This window comes from Campylobacter pinnipediorum subsp. caledonicus (assembly GCF_002022005.1).
In the GTDB taxonomy this organism is placed as follows: domain Bacteria; phylum Campylobacterota; class Campylobacteria; order Campylobacterales; family Campylobacteraceae; genus Campylobacter_A; species Campylobacter_A caledonicus.
Genome location: NZ_CP017258.1, coordinates 943,559 through 965,139 on the forward strand (window position 1 = coordinate 943,559; position 21,581 = coordinate 965,139).

Genomic DNA, 21,581 nt, shown 5'->3' on the forward strand with positions numbered 1-21,581 from the left:
TTAAAAAAGGAAAAAAATGATACCATTTACAGATGAAGAGCTTTTAAAACCGGTTCAGGCAAGTTTAAAAAAAGTTTTACCTATGCTAGAGAATGATGGCGGCGGACTTGATTTTCTTGGTATTAAAAATGGTAAAATTTATGTAAGACTCACAGGACATTGTCAAGGATGTGCAGCAAGCGGAAACACACTAAAATACGGTATAGAAAAACAATTAAAAATAGATATACATCCTGAATTAGAAGTCATAAATGTACCGCAAGGCGAAGAGGTTAGCTTTGCTTAATTATAAAAAACTTGGTATAAAAAATTTTAAAAATCATAAATTTGATGATGCATTAAAATACTTTTCCTTAGCATACGAACAAACAAACGATAAAAATTTGCTTTTTTATATAAATCTATGTGTTTTTGCAAAAGATTCTTTTGATGAAGCAAATATGCTTTTTGAGCTTTTTTATACAAAAGAGAAAAAAAAAGAAGATATAGAAAATTTATATGAATTATTATATGCACTAGAAAACAAACACACACAAAGCGAAGAGCTTGAAGAAGAAGATGCTATAAGTTATGAGGAATTTATGAGTTTTGTTAGAAATTCTGATTTTAAAAGTGTATTTCAAAATATAATGTTTTCAACAAAAGTCATGATATCAAATAAAGATGATTTTTTGGATTTTATACAAAATTTAATAAAAAATGATTTTTTAGATATGAGTATTAACTATCTTGAAAGCGCAGCCACTATGTTTAGAGGCGATGAGAGGATAAACAAACTTCTTGAAAAAGTAAAAGAAAGAAAAAATAATGAAGATACACATTGATAAAACTTTTATAACAGATAGCTCTTTAGAATGTGAAGCAGGATGCTATTTTTTACAAACTCAAAGCAATCATAAATACACAGATAGCGCATTAGATAAGAAAGCAACCATAATAGATGTAAATGAATGCAAAAACTTACTAAAAATAGATAAAAACATAAAAATAGTAGGTATAACAGGAACAAATGGTAAAACCACAACTGCTACTGCAATATACTCATCTCTTATAAAACTAGGTTTTAAATGTGGTCTTAGTGGTACAAGAGGTGCTTTTATAAATGGTAAAAATATAGATGAAAAATCACTAACAACAAGCCCTATCATTAAAACGCTATATTATCTGCAAAAAGCAAGTGAAGAAAAGTGTGATTTTTTTGTAATGGAAGTAAGCTCTCATGCAATATCACAAAACAGAATAGAAGGTTTGGATTTTGCTCTTAAAATTTTTACAAATTTAACTCAAGATCATCTTGATTATCACAAAAGTATTGAAGAGTATGCAAAGGTAAAAAGTAGTTTTTTTCAGGATGATGGCTTAAAACTTATAAATAAAGATGATAAATCTATTAAATTTAATGAAAAAAACGCATACTTTTACTCATTAAAGCAAAATAGTGATTTTTATTCAATAAACTACGAATTAAAGGAGCGTATTAAGGCATTAGTTAAAACAAATAATGAAGAAATTTGGCTTGATTTAGGCCTACAAGGTGAGTTTAATCTTTATAATATGTTAGCCGCTTTTGGGGCTATATCTCTTTTAACAAACAAAAATATCAAACAAATTTCAAAAGCTTTAAGTGAATTTAATGGTGTGGATGGGCGTATGCAAATAGTTAGCAAAAAACCACTCGTGATAGTTGATTTTGCTCATACTCCAGATGGAATAGAAAAAGTTTTGCACGCGTTAAGACATTTGAGTTTGGTTGTGATTTTTGGAGCTGGTGGTGACAGAGATAAGACAAAAAGACCAAAAATGGGTGAGATAGTTCAAAGATATGCAAGGATTTCAATAATAACAAGCGATAATCCAAGAAGTGAAAAACCAAAAGATATCATAGATGATATATATGCCGGAATGAATAAAGAAAACACAATACAAGAAGAAGATAGAAAAAAGGCTATAAAAATCGGGTTATTATCATTAAAAGATAGTGAGGCACTTGTTATACTTGGTAAAGGTGATGAAGAATATCAAGAAATAAATGGTGTAAAATTTCCATTTAGCGATAAAAAAATAGTAGAAGAAATTTTAAAGGAAATATAAAATGACAATAGAAGTTTTATCTAGCAAAATACATAGAGCTGTTGTAACAGATGCAAATTTAAATTATGTTGGTTCAATCAGTATAGACACAGAATTAATAAAAGCCGCTGGTCTTTGCCAATGGCAAAAAGTCGAGATACTAAATGTAAACAATGGTGAAAGATTTAGTACATATGTAATAAACGGCAAAAAAGGTGAAATTTGTTTAAATGGTGCTGCAGCTAGAAAAGTATGTGCTGGAGATGTTGTGATAATAGTTGCATACGCTAGCATGAAACCTAAAAAAGCAAAAGAGTTTAAACCTACCGTTGTTTTTGTAAATGAAAAAAACGAAATAGTTAAAAACAAATAATGTTTAATGGCCTAATAAGAGAGATAGCTGTAGTTAAAAGTTATACAAACAACATACTTAGACTAAAAGCTGATTTTAAGCCAAATCTTGGCGATAGTATAGCTGTAAACGGGGCTTGTCTTAGTGTTATAGAGATATTTGATGATGGTTTTAGTGTGGAACTTAGCCTTGAAAGCAGAAAGCATATAGCTACTGAAAATTTAAAAGGCAAGGTTCACATAGAACCAGCCATGAAGCTTGGAGATAGAATAGATGGGCATTTGGTTCAAGGTCATATAGATGCAATAGGCGAAGTTTGTAAAATTTCTCAAAATGAAAACGGGGTTGATATTTTTATAAAATTACCACAAGAGATAATGAAATTTATGGCAAACAAAGGAAGTGTATGTGTTGATGGTGTAAGCCTTACAGTAAATGAAGTCTTGCAAAATACAATAAAACTAACAATCATCCCTATAACTTTCAAAGAGAGTCTTTTTTGTGATTTTAAAATAGGCAGAAGAGTAAACATAGAAAGTGACATGATGGCAAGATATATCGCCAGGCAAATTGAGTTTAAAAAAGAGCTTACTTGGGAAAAAGTAGACAACTTTTTGAGTTTGTATTAAACAATAAAAATATCATAGCTGGATTTAGCACTAGATTTGGTGGGGTTAGTAACGGATCTTATAGCTGTTTAAATCTAGGTTTGCATACTGACGATAATATATACAATGTCTTAAAAAATAGAGAAGTTTTAAGAAATTTTCTTTGCTTACAAAAGCTGATTTTTATAAATCAAATTCATTCAGATGAAGTTAAAATTCTAAAAAATAAAGATCAATTTCTTGGTAATTGTGATGGAATTATCACAAATTTAAAAAATATCGGAATATGTGTTATGGTTGCTGATTGTTCACCTATTTTAATTTATGACAATAAAAATAGTGTTATTGCTTGTATCCATGCTGGAAGACAAGGTATTGTCCAGAAGATACTAACAAAATGTGTGATAAAAATGCAAGAGAATTTTAACTCAAATGCTTCCGACTTATTAGTATTTGTAGGACCAAATATAAAAGGTAGCTGTTACGAGATTGGGAATTTGGATTTTGGAGAGCTTAATAAGTTCAAGACAGAAAATAAATTTGATATGAACTTGGCAATTAAAAATGAGCTTATTTCACTTGGCATAAATAATTTTTCTTTTGATCATAATTGCACGCATTGTGATAACAGATACTTTTCTTATAGAAGAGATAAAACAACTGGTAGATTTGCTGGAATAATAGCTTTAAGGTAGATAAAATGGGATATGAAAACTTTAATACTCAAAATATAACAAATATAAAAATAGCGCAAAATGCAAAAAAATTTGATATAGAAATTTTGCAAAACGAAGCTTTTTTAAACAATATAACACAGATTTCAGATATAAATATAGGTAGTCAAGACTTAGAAAACATAAAAAATATTTTTAATAGTTTAATCCAAATAGAAGAAAACTTGCAATTAAGCAAATAATATGTTATTTTAAACTTGAATAACAATATTTTTTGTTTTACTTTAAAAAGTAATGAATTTTATCTTATTAATTTTTTAGATACAATCTTTTTTTATAACGAAATACTTATTTAATAAACTTTATAAATGATGTTTAATTCTAAAAATAAGAAAATTTGACAAAAATAATAACAATATTATTTCTTATTGGAATTTTTGTATTTTTATAAGATTAGCTATATTTATATATTATATTCTTAAACATCCCGGAATTAAAAAAAGAAGAAAATAAAAAAGGAAAAGCAAGAATTTTATCTTGAAAATCAAGAACAATATAATGGTTAATTGATTTTAAATGGGCATTATATGGGCATTGTTTTTATTTTTATAGGTATTATAATAAGTATATTTTTATGAAAAATATAACAGACAACAAGTTATCAATCATAAAAAAGGTTTTATAGTTACTTTATATGATAATTTTTATCCTCTACGATGAGTGCTACAGGTTTTGTTGGTTATATATGCGCCCAATTAGATGGTGTCATACTAAATATTTCTTGGTTGTAACTATTTGGCAGTTTTTTGTGTATTTGGCATAAAAGAATAATATACTATGATAATTCAGAAGATTGTTATATAAAAAATATAATTTAAAAGAAAGGAATTTAATTATCTAGAAAATATAGATTTAGAATTTTTATAAACACATATTTATTTTCAAAGATGATTTTACTAAATTCATTAAACTTTTAGAAAGTAAAGATATAGAAAAACACAATTTTTTTAATTAAAAAAAATATAGATAGCATAAAAAAATACTTGTTGATTTTTTATTAAGTTTTGCTTATTACGAAATATATTCATATCTCCTTTATGGTTATCTTGTTGTGATAATATATGTGAAATATAAAAAAGATTAAAATAATCCCATCTTTTATTTTAAAAAATTTATTTTAATTGCAATTGATTTTTAGATAAATATAAAATTATTATATAAAAGTTTTTGTTGCTATTGTAAAAATTTAAAATCTTAAAAAGTAATTCAAAAAGCAATAAGTATAATTTTATAGCCCAGCTTCTGTCAAAGCTTCTGCTTGATTATGAGCTATCAGTGGATCTATTATCTCATCAAAAAGACCAGCTGCCATTATAGCATCAAGCCTATAAAGAGTTAGGTTTATTCGGTGATCACTTATTCTGTTTTGCGGAAAATTATAAGTTCTTATTCTACCACTTCTATCACCAGTTCCTACTTGATTTTTTCTTTCGCTTACTTCTTTTTCAAGTCTTTCTTGTTCTTGCTTTTCATAAAGCCTTGCTTTTAAGACTTTCATCGCCGCTTCTTTATTTTTATGTTGAGATTTTCCATCTTGGTTTGTTACAACTATTCCTGTTGGAATATGAGTTATTCTTACAGCACTATCGGTAGTATTTACACTTTGACCACCATGACCTGAACTTCTCATAACATCTATACGAAGATCATTCATATTAATTTCTATTTCACTATCTTCAACTTCAGGCATAATAGCTACAGTAACAGCAGATGTATGCACCCTACCCTGACTCTCTGTTTCAGGCACCCTTTGGACTCTATGAGTACCACCTTCAAACTTCAGTCTAGAATAAGCACCTTTACCTTTAATCAAAACAATAATCTCTTTAAAGCCACCTGCACTTCCTTCACTCTGTCCAACAACTTCAAATTTCCAACCTCTGGCATCAGCATAACGAATATAAGCACTAAAAAGATCACCTACAAACAATGCGGCCTCATCTCCACCAGTGCCAGCTCTTATTTCTAAGAATATATTCTTTTCATCATTTGGATCTTTAGGTATCAATAAAATTTTAATCTTATTTTCAAGTTCAATAATAAGATTTTGAAGTTCTTTTATCTCATCTTTTGCGAGATCACCAAGCTCAGGATCACCAAGAAGATTTTTATTTTCTTCTATAGAATTTAAGGTGTTAAGATATAATGTAGAAACCTGATATATATCCTCTAAAGATGACTGTTCTTTAGATAGAGCGGTCATCTTTTCTATATCTGTAGAAATATTTGGTTCGCTAAGAAGCTTAGAAATTTCATTATAACGTTCTAAAAAAGGACGAAGCTTATCAGCTAACATTATATAATTATGCTACTTTAAGTGTATTTACAAGTTTAGCTAAACGACTAACACGACGAGCAGCTGTTTGCTTTTTCAAAAATCCTTTGCTTACAAAACTATGGAAACTTTTGTTTGCAACTTTTAAAGCTTCAGTAGCTTTATCTAAGTTTTTCTCTTCTACAGCAACTAAAACACTTTTTGTTATGTTTTTAAGTCTTGTTCTATAAAATCTATTTCTTTCTGTTCTTTTTATAGTCTGTCTTGCTCTTTTTTCAGCAGATTTATGATTTGCCATAACTAACCTTTTCTTATATTTTTAGTACTTTTTTAAAAGATATTTAAGTCCGAGATTATATTAAATATAGTATTAAATATAGCTTAATAAATATACTAAAGCAAGATAAAATAAATATTTTAAAAAATATATAATTTTATGATTTATTTTATAAAAATCTAAGTTTTTTATGATATAATCACAGCCTAAAATGTCAAGGTAGCTCAGCTGGTTAGAGCGCTGGTCTCATAAGCCGGAGGTCGAGAGTTCAAGTCTCTCTCTTGACACCATCCATACTTTGTAAATACCTTTAAAACGTTTTAAAAAGCACCATAAAATTTGACTTTTAAAGCCTTTATAACTTTCAATGCTTTTATATATTTTTAAATACTTTTAAAACTGTTTTGTTGACTTGTAAGAAATAATTAGATAAATTTGGTTTTAAGTCAGTAAAAATTAACAAATTTACTTACATAAAAAACATATCATTGCAAATAACTAATAACTCTTAATATAAAATAATAAAATATATTTAATATGCGATAAATATTTATTTTTATCATATTTGTGATAAAATTTAACTTTTATTTTACACAAAGGTTGAAATCATGGAATTATACAGACAAATTTATGATCCATTTTCAAATATATGGCTAAGTGCTTTTGTAGCAGCACTACCTATATTTTTGTTTTTTGCTTCATTAGTCGTTTTAAAACTAAAAGGTTATGTTGCTGCTTTTTTAACAGTATCATTAAGCTTAATAATAGCAATTATTGTTTATAAAATGCCAATAGCAATAGCAGTAATGAGCTTTTTTCAAGGATTTTTTACAGGTCTTTGGCCTATAGCTTGGATTATATTAACCGCTATTTTTCTATATAAGCTAAGCGTAAAGTCAGGGTATTTTGAAACCTTAAAAGCATCAATTACAACTATAACACCTGATCATAGAGTGCAAGTTGTTATCATAGCTCTTTGTTTTGGAACATTTTTAGAGGGTGCTATAGGTTTTGGTGCACCTGTTGCCATAACAGCTGCTTTACTTGTTGGACTCGGACTAAATCCTCTACATGCGGCTGGTTTTTGTATGATAGCAAACACAGCTCCAGCAGCATTTGGAGCAGTTGGAATTCCTATTGTTGCTATGGCTCAAACAACTGGAATTGATGAAAATATTTTATCAATGATGGTTGGAAGAATGCTACCTATAATAACTTTAAGTGTTCCGTTTTTTATAGTATTTTTAATGGATGGCTTTAAAGGTATTAAACAAACATTTTTACCATTATGTGTCGTTGCTTCTAGTTATACCGTAGTTCAATACCTAACAGCTAGTATTTTAGGACCACAGCTTGCAGATATAACTTCATCTGTATTTTCAATAGCAATAACTGTTGTATTTTTGAAATTTTATAAAATAAAAAATATATACAGATTAGATGGAAAAACAAATTTTGATAATGATAAAAAAATTAATATAAAAGATATATTAAAAGCTTGGTCTCCATTTATATATCTTATAATTTTTATAGTTATATGGACAACACCTATTATAAAAACATTTGCTTCTTTTGCTGACATTACATTTTATTTGCCATATCTAAAAGATAGTATTATCCAAACAGTTCCGCTTAGCTTAGATGAAGAGCCGGTAAATACAGCATATACTTTTCAAGCCATAAAAGCAATAGGTCTTGCGATATTACTTGCTGGAATATGCACTATATTTACTTTAAAAATAAAGGCAAACATAGCTGTTGATGCAGCAAAAGAGACATTTAAAGAGATGTTTATGCCAATTGTTACAATAGGTCTTGTTGTAGCGTATGCTTTTATAGCTAAAAATAGCGCTCAAGCTGCCACTATGGGTCTAGCTCTAGCAAATACAGGTGGTGAAGCGTTTGCATTTTTCTCTCCAGTAATAGGTTGGGTTGGTGTTTTTCTAACTGGTTCTGTTACAAGCTCAAATTTGCTTTTTGGGACATTACAACAGGTAACAGCATCGCAATTAAATATACCTGAAATAATATTTTTAGCAGCGAACACAGTAGGTGGAATGGCTGGAAAAATGATAAGCCCTCAAAGTATAGCCGTAGCTTGCGCAGCTGTTGGTCTTGTAGGAAGAGAGAGCGAGCTACTTAAATTTACACTAAAATACTCAATTATATATATAGTTGTTGGCGGTATCATAACTTGGGTAATATTAAATCTATTCCCTATGCTTATACCTGTTATTGTAAGTTAACAATATAATCTTTTATTTATTTGCAACTTGCTTTTTAAGCTTGTTGCAAATAAACACACCTACAACAAAACGCTTAGTTTTAAATAATCCTAAAAAAGTTAATATATTAGATAGATATTTTCCTCTCAAAAGAGAGGAAAATAATTATTTTAATATTCCAGCTTTCTTAAACTCAGCTTCAGCAGCTGGATGCAACGGAGCAGAAAGACCTTCAAGCAAACTCTCTTTTGTTACAGATTTAAGTGCTGGATGAAGACTTTTATACTCATCAAAATTTTCTATAATAGACTTAACAACAGAAGCAACAGCATTATTGCTAGTTGACTCGGTAGCCACCAATACAGCCTTTACACCAACACTATTTACATCTCTATCAACACCATCATAAGTTCCTTTTGGTATAACACCTTTGGCAAAATACGGATACTGTTTTATCATGTCATCTATATCATCGCCACTTATATCAAGTATATCAATAGGTAATGAATTTGCAGCGTCAGTTATATTTGCAGTTGGGTGTCCAACCATAAAACTATAACCATCTATTTTTTTATCTTTTAATGCGTGAGGACACTCTTGAGCAGTTAAAACACCTCTATACGCAAGTTTTGAAACATCGAATTTATTAGCATCAAAAACAGCAAGCGTAGTAACTTCATTTCCACTACCAGGATTGCCTACATTATACTTCTTATCAGCTAAATCAACTATATTTTTTATACCACTTTCTTTAGAGACAACAAATGCTAACAGCTCTGGGTAAATTGCCATAACGGAGCGCAGCTTATTATCACCCATATCTTTAAATTTACCAGTTCCATTGTATTTATCATAAACAACATCACTTTGAACAAATCCAAAAGTAAGCTCTTTTTTTAAAACATTATTAAGATTGTAAACAGAACCTCCGGTTGATTGGACTGAACACTTAATCTTTGGATCTTTGTTAATAAGTCTGCATATAGCACCACCTATAGGATAGTAGGTGCCAGTCATACCTCCTGTACCTATACTTATAAATTCTTTAGCATTAACCATAGAACTTAAAGCAATTGCTGATAACAAAATAGAAACTTTTTTCATAATATCCAACTCCTGTTAATTTAGTTTTTATGTGATTATCACATTTTAGTCATTACTTTTTTATTAAAGTATTAATAAATTTAATTAATTAGTATAATTTTAAACTAATCAATAAATCTCTTTAAAAGTCCACTATAGCTATCTATGCGCCTATCTCTTAAAAATGGCCAAATTCTGCGAACATCTTCACTTTTTTTCATATCTACATCCACAATAAAGCACTCTTCCTTTTCACTATCAGCTCTAAATAATTGCTCTCCTTGTGGACCAAAAACAAAGCTATTTCCCCAAAAACGTATACCATCAGATACACCAGACTCATCTTTCTCAAAGCCAACTCTATTTACGGTTACAACAGGAAGTCCATTTGCCACACTATGTCCTCTTTGCACTGCAACCCAAGCTTCAAGCTGTCTTGATTTTTCATCATCACCATCAAGATCAAACCAACCAATCGCGGTAGGATATATTAAAATATCAGCTCCTTTTAAAGCCATTAACCTAGCAGCTTCTGGATACCACTGATCCCAGCAAACCAACACACCAAGTCGCCCTACACTAGTATCAATCGGCTCAAAACCAATATCACCCGGTGTAAAATAAAACTTTTCATAAAAAAGTGGATCATCGGGGATATGCATCTTTCTGTATTTTCCAGCCAGAGAGCCATCTTTTTCAAAAACATAAGCCGTATTGTGATAAAGCCCAGTAGTTCTTTTTTCAAATAAAGATGTAACTAAAACAACTTTATTTTCTTTTGCTACATTAGCCCAAAACTCTATATCGCTCTTATATTCATTTGCTAAATCAAAAAATTCAACATCTTCGCTTTGACAAAAATATTGAGTTTGATGCAACTCCTGTAAAACAACAAGTTCTGCACCGTTTTTACTTGCTTGTTCTATAAGCTCTAATGTTTTTTCAACTGTCTGTTTTTTTGTTTTATGAAATTTTTGTTGTATTAGCGCTACTTTCATTTATGCTCCTTAAAAAATTAATTACTGTCATCAAAATAATCAAAATGAACATCTATATCCCAATTAAATTTAAACTTTTCTTTTATGAGATTTTCAATTTCATCTGAAATATCATGAGCTTCGTTTAAACTTAAAGTTTTATTAAACACCATATGATAACTCAAAAAATACCTATTTCCGCTCTGTCTTGATTTCACATCGTGCAAACTAAGTACCTCTTCTCTTTGCAAAATAAGTTGCACGACCTCACACAATATCTTTTCATCTATACTACCATCTAAAAGCATATAAGAACTTTGTTTTATCAACAAAAAAGCAGAATATATAATATAACAACTAGCTAAAATTCCAAATAAACTATCAAAAATATAAAGATTGGTAAAGCTTATAAATACAAAAGCTAACAAAACAGCAAGATTGGAAACAAGATCACCTTTATAGTGTTGCATATCTGTTTTTACAACCAAATTATCAGTCTTTTTAAAAGCATAATACAACAAAAAAACGATAATGGCTGTAAAAAACAATGAAAATAGCATAGCAAATATTGAAATTTCAATATCTAAATTATGATTGTTCTGAACGAGCTTCATTATACTTTTATAAAATAAAAATATTCCAATACAAGATATGATCAATCCTTGAGTAAAAGCTGCTAAACTCTCAAGCTTTGAGTATCCAAAATTAAAAGTAGAATCTGGACTTTGAGATGATTTTTTAAGAACAAATAAATTTAAAAAAGATACAAAACTATCAAAAAACGAATCAACAGCCGAATTAATAAGAAGTATAGAACTACTTAAAAAACCGGCTACTATTTTGACAATAGCCGAAATCAAAGCTATAATAGAAGCTAAAAAAATCGCCTTTGTTTCAAGTTTCATTATATTTTTAAAAATTTATTTTGGCTAGAACAATGAAGCGATCCATTTTGACGAACAAAAACCAAAGAATTTACACCAATTATCTCCAAATTTGGTAGAGCATTTTTAAGTTTTTGTATAACAATATCATCGTTGTCATCATTATAAGTAGGAACTATAAGAGCATTGTTTATAAAAATAAAATTTGTATATGTGCAACCTAACCTTTTACCTTCAAAAAATTTTGCCTTTGGAATTGGTAGTGAGATTAGGTTAAATCCGGTTTTTTTAAGCTCATCTTCCATTTTTTTTAGCTCTTTGAAATGTTCATCATTTTCATCATCACAACTAGCATAAGCTATAGTGTCGCTTGATATAAAACGAGCTAATGTATCTATATGATGATCCGTATCGTCACCTTTTATAAATCCATGTTTAAGCCATATAATCTTTTCAAGTCCGAAAAGATTTTTTAACTCTTTTTCAAGCATCTCTTTTGTTAAATTTGGATTTCTATTTTTATTAAGTAAGCAATATTCTGTCGTTAAAAGCACATCTTTTGAATTAAAATCAACACTTCCGCCTTCCAAAACCATATCAATGCTTTTTAGATTTTTATTTAAGAATTTATTTAATTTTACATTTAGAGCATTATCATTTGATGAACTAAATTTATCACCCCAAGCATTAAACTTAAAATCATAACTTACAAGTTCATTGTCCGATAAAACATCTATACTCCCATAATCCCTTATCCAAGTATCATCTGTGTCTATATTGTAAAATTCACAATTTTTAAACTTAGAAAACCTTTTTAACACTTCATCATCAGGACATATCAAAATACATTTTTCAAAAGCACTAACAGCACTAACTAACTCTTCATAGCTTGTTAGGATTTCCTCTAAATATGGACTCCAATCTGTATTTTTATGCGGTAATGACAAAAGTAAACTTTCTTGTTTTTCCCACTCTCCAAAAGCTCTAATACTCATTTTGTTTTACTCTCTTTATAAATTTTATAAATACCATATAATGTGATAAAAATCCAAAAAACTTCTATCAAAAAAGAACCCAAATTAAAATGCACTAAAAGTGAAATTATAAGCAATATTGCACCAACTAAATTTATAAGCTGATAAGCCAAACTCTTTTGATTTATCTTTTCAATTTGTAAAAGAAAATATGCACCAACCACACACAACATACCCAAAAAACCTATAATTTGAAATATATCCATTATACACCTTAAATTTTAAAGACATTATTTTATCACAAAGATTATAAAAGCTAAATTTACTATTTTTAGATACAATGCAAAATTTGATTTTTATTTTTTGGATTGCTAAATGGATATTGAGTTTATTTTAAAATTTTACCCTATGTATATTGAGGCTGGAATACTCACCATTAAGCTTGCATTTTTAGGTATATTTTTTTCTATAATTATAGGAATATTTTGTGTTGCTATAAGATTTTATAATATCAAATTTGCACTACCAATAATAACCTCATATGTAGAAATTTCAAGAAATACGCCACTTTTAATACAGCTATTTTTTCTTTATTATGGCTTACCAAAGCTTGGCATAAATATAGATAACTTTACTTGTGCTGTTATAGGGCTTACTTTTTTAGGTGGCAGCTACATGGCAGAAAGTTTTAGACTTGGATATGAAGCAGTTAGAAAATCACAAATAGAAGCTGGTCTTAGTCTTGGTTTAAACAATATACAAATTTTATATCACATAATAACACCACAAGCATTTACAATTTCACTTCCTAGCATAAGTGCAAATATTATATTCTTGCTTAAAGAAACATCAATAGTTAGCATAATAGCACTTGGGGATCTTGTGTATGTAGCAAAAGATCTTATAGGACTTTATTATAAAACAGATGAAGCTTTATTTATGTTAGTAATTAGTTACCTAATAATTATTTTACCGATATCCTTATTTTTAGGATTTATAGAGAGGATTGCTCGTGCAAGATAGTTTATTATTTAGCACACAAAACATAATACGACTTGCTGAAGGATTATTGGTTAGTATAGAAATTTCTATAATATCAATAATTATTTCAATAATTGGTGGAGTATTTTTTGGCATTATTATGAGTTTAAAAAATAAATTTATCTATATTTTTTTAAAAATTTGTTTAGAGGCAATAAGAATAATGCCAACCATAGTGTGGCTTTTTATATTTTATTTTGGGCTAGCAAGAGCTATGAATTTACACCTAAGTGCATTTAGTGCAAGTTTGATAGTATTTAGCGTTTGGGGTGTGTTTGAAATGATGGATATAGTAAGAGGAGCTATTGTATCAATCCCAAAACATCAATTTGAAAGCTCAACCGCACTAGGGCTTAATAAAATACAAATTTATATATATATTATAATACCTCTAGCCATGAGGAGATTAGCTCCTAGCGCTGTAAATTTACTAAGTCGTATGATAAAAACAACTTCTATAGTTGTATTAATAGGTGTTGTTGAAGTTGTAAAAGTAGGACAACAAATAGTAGAAAGAAATGTTTTTAATAATAATATGGCACCGTTTTTAATATATGGTGTAATTTTTATATTATATTTTTTAATATGCTACCCAATATCAAAATTATCTCAAAAACTTGAAAAACGCTGGATGTGAGGAAGAAAATGAATATACTAGAGCTTAAAAATGTTAATAAATTTTATGGACAAACTCAAGCGTTAAAGGATATAAACTTAAGTTTAAAAAAAGGGGAAGTTATAGTTTTACTTGGTCCTTCTGGGTGTGGAAAATCAACCACTCTCAGATGCATAAATGGGCTTGAAAATATTCAAAGTGGTGAAATAATACTAAACGGTGATATTGTTACAAAAGACTATAAAAATTGGACTAAAATGAGACAAAGAGTTGGAATGGTGTTTCAACACTATGAACTTTTTGATCACTTAAACGTCATAGAAAATATACTCCTTGCACCTATAAAAGCACAAAAACGAGATAAAAAAGAAGTAGAAGTTGAAGCTGATAAATGGCTAGAAAAAGTTGGTCTTATAGACAAAAAATATGCAAAACCAAAAGAGCTAAGTGGGGGACAAAAGCAAAGAATAGCTATAGTAAGAAGTTTATGTATGAATCCAGAAGTTATGCTATTTGATGAAGTAACAGCTGCTCTTGATCCAGAAATTACAAGAGAAGTTTTAGATGTGATAATAAATTTAGCAAAAGACGGAATGAGTATGCTTATAGTAACTCATGAGATGGGTTTTGCAAAATCTGTTGCTGATAAAATAGTCTTTATGGATGATGGAAAAATAGTAGAAGAAACTACTCCTAATGATTTTTTTACAAATCCAAAAACACAAAGAGCAAAAAAATTTTTAAATTTATTCACTTTTAATAAGTAATCTCAATTATTTACTTTGTTTGGTTAGAATTTCTTACTAATTTTAAACACAGGAGATACAGATGAAAAAAATAATTTCATTTTTAGCATTAGCTGTTGCTATATTTTTAGCAGGTTGTGGAGATAGTACAACAACACAAAAAGACAGCATTACTAAGATAAAAGAGAGAGGATTTATTCGCATAGGGGTTTTTAGCGACAAGCCACCGTTTGGATTTGTTGATTCAAATGGTAAAAATCAAGGATATGATATATATCTTGCAAAACGTATAGCTAAAGATTTATTAGGTGATGAAAATAAGATTAAATTTGAATTAGTTGAAGCTGCTAGCAGAGTAGAGTTTTTAGTGGCTGATAAAGTAGATGTAATACTAGCAAACTTTACAGTTACTCCTGAACGCAAAGAAATTGTTGATTTTGCATTACCTTACATGAAAGTTGCACTAGGCGTTGTAAGTCCATCAGGAGATGTTGTAAGTGACATATCTCAACTAAAAGATAAAAAACTTATAGTAAATAAAGGAACTACAGCTGATGCGTATTTTACAAAAAACCATCCCGAAATAAAACTAATAAAATTTGATCAAAACACAGAAACATTTGCTGCTTTGCTTGATGGTCGTGGTGCAGCTTTAGCACATGACAATACGTTATTATTCGCTTGGGTTAAAGAAAATCAAGGTTTTAACATAGGAATACAAACATTAGGAGATCAAGACTACATAGCACCGGCTGTAAATAAAGGAAACAAAGTATTGCTTGATTGGATAAATAATGAAATAATTAAACTTGAAGAAGAAAATTTCTTCCACAAAGCTTATGATGAAACATTAAAAAATATATATAGCGATGATATAAAACCTGAGGCAGTTGTTGTAGAGGGCAGTAAGATATAAAGAAGTATAGGGGGTTTAAACTCCTATACTTATACTATTTAGTCTAATTTATGGCGCATATAAGATGGAACATCTATCTGTTCTGAATACATATCATCGCCACTTACTTTTTGAAGCATTAAAATTCTATCTCTTTTATTATTTATGTTAGTATTTACACTCTCTTCAACTTTTTTATCTTGCTCTATTTCAAATCCAGTTGCAACTATAGTTACCTCTATTTTATTATTTTCAAAAGTATCATCTTCAGTTGTACCAAAAATAATATCAGCATCTTCATCAGCAGCGCTTTCTACTATATGCATAGCATCTGTTATATCAGAAAGTGGTGTGCTTGGATGGTGTCTAAAATGTATTAAAACACCCATAGCCCCATTTATATCTATATCTCCTAATAAAGGCGATTGTATAGCCTCTTTGATAGCTTCTTGAGCTGCATTTTCGCCAGTTGCTTCACCTACACCCATTATAGCCATACCTCTATGGCTCATTATAGTTCTAACATCAGCAAAGTCAATATTTACATAACCATTTCCAAGTATAACTGTACTCATACCGCCAACAGCACGAGCAAGAACATTATCAACAACTCTAAAGCTCTCATCTATACTTGCTTTTTTATCCATAACATTTCTTAATTTTTCATTAGATATAACAATTATAGAATCACACTCTTTTCTTAGCTCTTCAAGTCCAAGATTTGCTAATTTTAGTCTTTTTCTTCCCTCAAACTCAAAAGGCAAGGTAACAACAGAAACAGCCAAAGCTCCACTTTCTTTTGTAGCCTGTGCTATTATAGGGGCAGCGCCTGTTCCGGTTCCACCACCAAGACCAGCAGCTATAAACACTATATCTGTGCCTTCTAATACACTTTTTATCTCATCGTAGCTTTCTAAAGCTGCTTCTCTACCGACATCTGGTTTCATGCCGGCACCAAGACCTCTTGTCTTTTTTTCGCCAAGCTGAATTTTATTGTGTGCGTTTGAATTCTTAAGAGCCTGAGCATCGGTGTTTGCAACAATCAGATCAATATCAAGACTAGAATACTCTCTTATGATTCTATTGATCATATTACTACCGCCGCCACCTACTCCAATAGCTTTTATCTTTGTTCCATACAAATTATCATTTTCTTCCACTCTAAAACCACCACTCATATTTATCTCCTTAAAATTCATACAATAAAATTATATCTCAAACGGCTCAAAACCATTGAGTCATCCAGTGCCATATTTTACTAAATACACTTGGATTTTTTTCGTGTTTTATATCTGATATATCCAACAACTCATCTTTTATATCTTTTTTGCCATTATCTTGAAATTGTTCTGTGCCTTTTGTATATTTAAATCCAAATTCCTCTTGTTCTTTATTTTCTTCATTATTTAACAAGTTATCTTCTTCAAAAAGATTTTTCAAACGAGCTTTTGAAGATACTATTGATTCATTTTTATATCTCATCTTTTTCTCAGAATCAATCTCGTATGGAGTAAAGTGACCGGCTCCATACATACAAAGCCCTATAACACAAGAATTTGATGGATCTCTTATAACCTCATACAACCCTTCCATATTTTTAGGTTTTGCTATTCTTATTTGATATTTATCAAATACCATACTAGCCAATTCTTTAAATCCATCTAATTTTGTCATTCCGCCAGTAAACACAACACCAGCGCCTAGGATATCCTTATGTTTTAATTCGTTTTTGCTATTTTGAATAATATTTGACAAAAATACTAATGTTTCCTCAGCTCTTGCATATATAACCTTAGAGATAATATCCAAAGAAACCTCATTACTTTTATTCTCATCACCAAGTTCAGGAAGTTCTATCAAATCTGTGGATTTAGCAATCAAAGAACCATAGCCTATCTTTATCTCTTCTGCTTTTGGCAAAGGAGTATGAAGTGCTATAGATAGATCGTTTGTTATATGAGAAGAACCAACAGGCAAAAAGTCATTAAATATAATAGAATTTCCAGAATGGACAACAACATCAGAAACAGAGCCACCTATATCTATCAAAGCAGCACCTAATTCTTTTTCATCATCATTTAAAGTAGCTATAGAAGAAGCATAGCCTGATAAAACTATATTATCTATCTCTATACCGGCTAAATTTATTGCTTTTTTTAGGTTGTTTAAAATAGACTTTTGAACGATTATAATATGAGCATGAACCTCAAGCCTAGTGCCGTTCATACCCAAAGGATCTTCAATATGTTCTTGCTCATCAACTTTAAAGTTATAAGGTAAAACATGAAGCTTTTCATAGTCAGTAGAAACACTTGCATAATGATTTGCTATTTGCATAGCTCTTTCTATCTCACTTATGCCTATCTCGTGATTTGGTATATTTACAACGCCATTACTGTCTAAACTTTTTGTGTTAGCACCAGATATCGACACAATAACCTTATCATATCTGGTTCCAGCAACTCTTTGTGCATTTGTTAATGCATTCTTTACAGATTTAGAAGCTAATTCTATATTTGTAATAGCTCCTTTTTTTACACCGTTTGCTTTTTCTGTTCCTATACCTATTATTTTCATTCCATCATCGCTGTATTCAGCCATAACAGCTCTAACTTGGAAAGAACCTATGTCTATACCTAAAATTTTAATACTCAAAACAATTACCTTTTGATATATTCTTCTACTTTATAGCGTTTTTGCAACGCATTGGTTAAATCTTTTATAAGCTCATTGTTTTTCAATGTAGCAATATTTTCACTAACTAACTTTTTATCACTAACTAAACTATCAGGAAGCAATTTTTGTTCCAAAATTTCATATATAACAGCCTTGTTATCTAAAATAACATAACCTTTTTTGTTAGTAGAAGAAAACACATGATCTATAAAGTTTCCACTCTCTAACATATCTAGCCCATCTATGTCTTTTCGATCTGTTCTACTAATGCTTGCTACGCTAGCATTTTTCACATCAAAATTAGCAACTTCTTTTTTTACCTTAGCATCTAAAATTTCTTTTTCCTTTTCAAGCTTAAAAGCCTCCAAAACTTCATCTTTTGCTTCATCGTATGTTTTTGTTTTGGATTTTTCTATCTCGTTCAATTTCAGTATTATATATCCATTATTGTAAATTATAGGCTTAACAACATCTCCAACACTTAATTTATTTAAATTCTCTATATCAAAAGGTGCTTTGCTTGCAAAAAAGCTAATATCTTCTATTGTTTGAACTTCACCTTTTTTAAGTTCTGTGTATCTCTTTAAAGCAGCAGTTTTATTCTCCTGTAAAGCATAATCTCTTTTTACAAGATCCTTAGCTTCTTCAAAAGATTTAATTTTATCTTCTGAATTTCTATAGCTATCTTTGTTATCTTCATAGTAGCTCTTTAAAACATCATCGCTCGCTTTTAGATCACTATTTGGTATAAAAATGCTGCCAAATTTATATTTATCTTCTGTCATATAGTTATTCTGATTTTTTTCCCAAAATTTCTTCATTTCATCTTTAGTTATAACAATCTCATTATCATTTATAGTTACTATTTTAAAAGCAACTTCATCTTTCATATTAAATATAGCAGACATCATAGAAATATCATCATCATTAGCTGACACCCTTATAGCTTGTGATAATTTTTCTATTAAAATAGAACGTTTTAGATTTTTCTCAAAATCTTGTGGGTTTATTCTTGAGCGCCTTAATACATCTTTGTATATTTTTTCATCAAAAACACCATCTTTTTGAAAATTACTATCTGATACTATATATTTTATAATATCATCATCATTAACACTCAAACCTATATCATCAGCAAAATTTAAAAGCAAAGAGTCTCTTATGCTTGCATCAAGAGCTAAATTTTGAAGCCCCATATCACTTGCTTTTTCTTCACTTAGCTGACCATTAAAAATATTATTATAATAACTAAAAAGTTGAGAGTATTTTTCGTTTAACTCTTGAACACTTATATTTCTATGACCTACTTTTGCAACAGATGTTGATCTATTTGAGTTAAAATCATAAGCTCCCCAACCCACAAAACCAGCTCCAACAAAAGCTATAGTGCTTATCCAAATTGTAACTACAAGATATTTTTTATGCTTTTGCATCCATGTTATCATTTTTATTCCTTAATTACTGTTATAAAATTATGCGATTTTACCTTTTTTAGGCTTTAAATAACGTTAAATTATACTAACTAACAGCTTGTTAGTACTTAGCTTTTGAGTAAAGTTCAATAAGTTTACAACTATTTTCCAAAATAGCAACATCTTTTGCGAGTTGCTCTGCTGTTCTACCAAAAGCATAAACCCCATATCCTTTTATAAGTACTAAATTTGTCTGCTTTTCAATCATATATCTATAAATTTCAGTTTGCGCCCTTTCATACCAATCTTCAAATTGCTTAGGATCATAAACTAAAATTTCATTAAATTTCATATATCCAAAGTAGTCTTTTGGGTGAAGGCTACTATATTTAAGGCTATAAGCAGTAGCATAATGAGGCATAGCATAGCATATATATTTGGCTTCATTTATATTTTTATAAATATTTGAATGTATATACGCATCTATACTTGCTTCATTCCATCTATAATCTTGCTTAGATGACAATAAAATCAAATCATCATCCCCCAAATCATCAAAAATAGCATTTTGCCTATTAATCAAAAACTGGCTTCCTTCTATTCTTGTCGATATAGAACCATGAAAAACACCAAAAAAATTCTTTCTAAACATAGAAAGCGAAACTTTTTTTAACTTATCCTTAGAATACTGTAAATCCATAATAATATCTCCAGAAAATTTATATAAAACAATAAAATACATAAAATTATACACAATTTATTTTTTTAAGTAAAATTTTGATACATTTATATAAAAAATAAAGGTTTTATATTTTGCAAAGTCCTCATAAAAGTGTATTATTAAATGAAGTTAAAGATATATTTTCAAACCTAGATGGAACTTTTATAGATTGCACATTGGGTTATGCTGGACACTCTTATGCGATACTAAAAAATAATCCTAATTTAAACTTAATAGCTTGTGATAGAGATAATGAAGCTATCGAATTTAGCAAAAAAAAATTAGAAGAGTTTAAGGATAGAGTAAAAATTTATAAAAGTAATTTTTCTGAGCTTTTAAACAAAATAAGCGATGATGATAAAAAAAACATAAGAGCGATACTTGCTGATATAGGTGTTAGTTCGCTTCAGATAGATAAAGATAACAGGGGTTTTTCTATAAATTCAGATACACTTGATATGAGAATGGATCAAAACAATCCAATAAGTGCTTTTGAAATTGTAAATAATTATTCTTACGATGAGCTATCAAGGATATTTTTTGAGTATGGAGAATTAAAAAATGCAAGAAATATAGCACAAAAAATAATAACAGCAAGAAATGAAACTCCTATAAAATCAGCAAAACAACTAGTAAAAATAATAGGAACAAATAGCATAAGAGGAAGAAACGTTTCGCAAGCCATACTTGCATTTCAAGCAATAAGGATAGAGGTAAATAAAGAGTTAGATGAACTAAAAAATTTATTAAATCTAATTAAAAAAAGTGGTATAAAAAATTGCTTAGTTTGCATAATAAGCTTTCATTCACTAGAAGATAGGATAGTAAAATCTACATTTAAAGACTGGCAAACAAACTGCATTTGCCCACCAAATTCATTAAGATGTGAGTGCGGAAACAATAATAGCATAGGAAAAATACTAACAAAAAAGGCAATTCAACCAACAAAAGAAGAGATTTTTGAAAATTCAAGAAGTAGTTGTGCTAAAATGCGTGCTTTTATGATAAGGTAAAA

At 29.3% G+C, this 21,581-nt stretch carries 24 protein-coding genes and 1 tRNA gene; 14 read left to right on the plus strand and 11 right to left on the minus strand.

The window, feature by feature from the left end; translation table 11 throughout:
- The first annotated feature begins 16 nt into the window (after positions 1-16).
- From CPIN18021_RS04745 to CPIN18021_RS04775, 7 genes are read left to right on the plus strand one after another with little or no spacing between them, the layout of a single operon-like run.
- Positions 17-286: a NifU family protein gene (locus CPIN18021_RS04745; protein ID WP_078423380.1), complete on the plus strand. Its 270-nt coding sequence runs from the start codon at positions 17-19 to the stop codon at positions 284-286.
- On the plus strand, positions 279-824 hold the full coding sequence (locus CPIN18021_RS04750; RefSeq protein WP_078424538.1) for a histidine kinase: 546 nt from the start codon (positions 279-281) through the stop codon (positions 822-824). The genes CPIN18021_RS04745 and CPIN18021_RS04750 overlap by 8 nt, the downstream gene beginning before the upstream one ends.
- A complete protein-coding gene (locus CPIN18021_RS04755; RefSeq protein ID WP_078424539.1) occupies positions 808-2,091 on the plus strand; it encodes a UDP-N-acetylmuramoyl-L-alanyl-D-glutamate--2,6-diaminopimelate ligase in 1,284 nt (427 codons plus the stop codon). Before CPIN18021_RS04750 ends, CPIN18021_RS04755 begins: the two co-directional genes overlap by 17 nt.
- 1 nt (position 2,092) lies before the next feature.
- On the plus strand, positions 2,093-2,443 hold the full coding sequence (gene panD, locus CPIN18021_RS04760; RefSeq protein WP_069632060.1) for an aspartate 1-decarboxylase: 351 nt from the start codon (positions 2,093-2,095) through the stop codon (positions 2,441-2,443).
- On the plus strand, positions 2,443-3,051 hold the full coding sequence (gene ribE / locus CPIN18021_RS04765; RefSeq protein ID WP_078423383.1) for a riboflavin synthase: 609 nt from the start codon (positions 2,443-2,445) through the stop codon (positions 3,049-3,051). Before panD ends, ribE begins: the two co-directional genes overlap by 1 nt.
- Positions 3,015-3,725 (plus strand): peptidoglycan editing factor PgeF, encoded by a 711-nt coding sequence (gene pgeF / locus CPIN18021_RS04770; RefSeq protein ID WP_078424540.1) that lies wholly within the window; start codon positions 3,015-3,017, stop codon positions 3,723-3,725. The genes ribE and pgeF overlap by 37 nt, the downstream gene beginning before the upstream one ends.
- A 5-nt stretch (positions 3,726-3,730) precedes the next feature.
- Complete coding sequence (locus CPIN18021_RS04775) at positions 3,731-3,946, plus strand: hypothetical protein (RefSeq protein WP_078423385.1); 216 nt, start codon at positions 3,731-3,733, stop codon at positions 3,944-3,946.
- Positions 3,947-4,992: 1,046 nt separating this feature from the next.
- Here the strand turns inward: CPIN18021_RS04775 and prfA are convergent.
- Together prfA and rpsT are read right to left on the minus strand one after the other, a co-directional pair.
- The gene (gene prfA / locus CPIN18021_RS04780; RefSeq protein WP_078423386.1) at positions 4,993-6,060 is read right to left on the minus strand and encodes a peptide chain release factor 1; all 1,068 of its coding nucleotides are present in this window, start codon (positions 6,058-6,060) and stop codon (positions 4,993-4,995) included.
- A gap of 7 nt (positions 6,061-6,067) precedes the next feature.
- On the minus strand, positions 6,068-6,337 hold the full coding sequence (gene rpsT, locus CPIN18021_RS04785) for a 30S ribosomal protein S20 (RefSeq protein WP_069632054.1): 270 nt from the start codon (positions 6,335-6,337) through the stop codon (positions 6,068-6,070).
- 192 nt (positions 6,338-6,529) lie between these two features.
- On the opposite strand from rpsT, the gene CPIN18021_RS04790 reads away from it, so the two are divergent.
- Together CPIN18021_RS04790 and CPIN18021_RS04795 are read left to right on the plus strand one after the other, a co-directional pair.
- Positions 6,530-6,606 (plus strand) — tRNA-Met (locus CPIN18021_RS04790).
- A gap of 318 nt (positions 6,607-6,924) precedes the next feature.
- Entirely contained in the window at positions 6,925-8,562 is a 1,638-nt protein-coding gene (locus CPIN18021_RS04795; RefSeq protein WP_078424541.1) for an L-lactate permease, read from the plus strand.
- 144 nt (positions 8,563-8,706) lie between these two features.
- Here the strand turns inward: CPIN18021_RS04795 and CPIN18021_RS04800 are convergent, their stop codons facing one another.
- The 5 genes from CPIN18021_RS04800 to CPIN18021_RS04820 all read right to left on the minus strand — a co-directional run bounded on the left by CPIN18021_RS04800 (position 8,707) and on the right by CPIN18021_RS04820 (position 12,725).
- Entirely contained in the window at positions 8,707-9,645 is a 939-nt protein-coding gene (locus tag CPIN18021_RS04800) for a TAXI family TRAP transporter solute-binding subunit (RefSeq protein ID WP_078424542.1), read from the minus strand.
- A 104-nt stretch (positions 9,646-9,749) separates the two neighbouring features.
- Positions 9,750-10,622 carry a carbon-nitrogen hydrolase gene (locus CPIN18021_RS04805; RefSeq protein ID WP_078424543.1) on the minus strand — a complete coding sequence of 291 codons (873 nt, stop codon included), beginning with the start codon at positions 10,620-10,622 and terminating at the stop codon, positions 9,750-9,752.
- A 17-nt stretch (positions 10,623-10,639) separates the two neighbouring features.
- Complete coding sequence (locus CPIN18021_RS04810; RefSeq protein ID WP_078424544.1) at positions 10,640-11,506, minus strand: cation diffusion facilitator family transporter; 867 nt, start codon at positions 11,504-11,506, stop codon at positions 10,640-10,642.
- On the minus strand, positions 11,506-12,474 hold the full coding sequence (locus CPIN18021_RS04815) for an agmatine deiminase family protein (RefSeq protein WP_180375112.1): 969 nt from the start codon (positions 12,472-12,474) through the stop codon (positions 11,506-11,508). The genes CPIN18021_RS04810 and CPIN18021_RS04815 overlap by 1 nt, the downstream gene beginning before the upstream one ends.
- Before the next feature lie 2 nt (positions 12,475-12,476).
- The gene (locus CPIN18021_RS04820; RefSeq protein ID WP_069636748.1) at positions 12,477-12,725 is read right to left on the minus strand and encodes a CBU_0592 family membrane protein; all 249 of its coding nucleotides are present in this window, start codon (positions 12,723-12,725) and stop codon (positions 12,477-12,479) included.
- Between the two features lie 109 nt (positions 12,726-12,834).
- On the opposite strand from CPIN18021_RS04820, the gene CPIN18021_RS04825 reads away from it, so the two are divergent.
- The 4 genes from CPIN18021_RS04825 (at position 12,835) to CPIN18021_RS04840 (ending at position 15,778) form a co-directional block, all read left to right on the plus strand.
- Positions 12,835-13,482 (plus strand): amino acid ABC transporter permease, encoded by a 648-nt coding sequence (locus CPIN18021_RS04825; RefSeq protein WP_078424545.1) that lies wholly within the window; start codon positions 12,835-12,837, stop codon positions 13,480-13,482.
- Complete coding sequence (locus CPIN18021_RS04830; RefSeq protein WP_069637432.1) at positions 13,472-14,137, plus strand: ABC transporter permease subunit; 666 nt, start codon at positions 13,472-13,474, stop codon at positions 14,135-14,137. Before CPIN18021_RS04825 ends, CPIN18021_RS04830 begins: the two co-directional genes overlap by 11 nt.
- A gap of 8 nt (positions 14,138-14,145) precedes the next feature.
- Complete coding sequence (locus CPIN18021_RS04835) at positions 14,146-14,883, plus strand: amino acid ABC transporter ATP-binding protein (RefSeq protein ID WP_069637433.1); 738 nt, start codon at positions 14,146-14,148, stop codon at positions 14,881-14,883.
- A 61-nt stretch (positions 14,884-14,944) separates the two neighbouring features.
- Positions 14,945-15,778, plus strand: a complete 834-nt coding sequence (locus CPIN18021_RS04840) for a cysteine ABC transporter substrate-binding protein (RefSeq protein WP_078424546.1) — start codon at positions 14,945-14,947, stop codon at positions 15,776-15,778.
- Positions 15,779-15,816: 38 nt separating this feature from the next.
- On the opposite strand, the gene ftsZ is transcribed toward CPIN18021_RS04840, so the two are convergent.
- The 4 genes from ftsZ to CPIN18021_RS04860 form a co-directional block, all read right to left on the minus strand.
- The gene (gene ftsZ, locus CPIN18021_RS04845; RefSeq protein WP_069632045.1) at positions 15,817-16,935 is read right to left on the minus strand and encodes a cell division protein FtsZ; all 1,119 of its coding nucleotides are present in this window, start codon (positions 16,933-16,935) and stop codon (positions 15,817-15,819) included.
- Positions 16,936-16,981: 46 nt separating this feature from the next.
- The gene (ftsA, locus tag CPIN18021_RS04850) at positions 16,982-18,406 is read right to left on the minus strand and encodes a cell division protein FtsA (protein ID WP_226996004.1); all 1,425 of its coding nucleotides are present in this window, start codon (positions 18,404-18,406) and stop codon (positions 16,982-16,984) included.
- An 11-nt stretch (positions 18,407-18,417) separates the two neighbouring features.
- On the minus strand, positions 18,418-19,878 hold the full coding sequence (locus CPIN18021_RS04855) for a peptidylprolyl isomerase (RefSeq protein WP_078423395.1): 1,461 nt from the start codon (positions 19,876-19,878) through the stop codon (positions 18,418-18,420).
- An 88-nt stretch (positions 19,879-19,966) separates the two neighbouring features.
- Positions 19,967-20,545, minus strand: a complete 579-nt coding sequence (locus CPIN18021_RS04860) for a class II aldolase and adducin N-terminal domain-containing protein (protein WP_078387746.1) — start codon at positions 20,543-20,545, stop codon at positions 19,967-19,969.
- A 113-nt stretch (positions 20,546-20,658) separates the two neighbouring features.
- Here CPIN18021_RS04860 and rsmH point away from each other — a divergent pair, with 113 nt between their 5' ends.
- Positions 20,659-21,579 (plus strand): 16S rRNA (cytosine(1402)-N(4))-methyltransferase RsmH, encoded by a 921-nt coding sequence (rsmH, locus tag CPIN18021_RS04865; RefSeq protein ID WP_078424548.1) that lies wholly within the window; start codon positions 20,659-20,661, stop codon positions 21,577-21,579.
- Positions 21,580-21,581 lie beyond the last annotated feature (2 nt).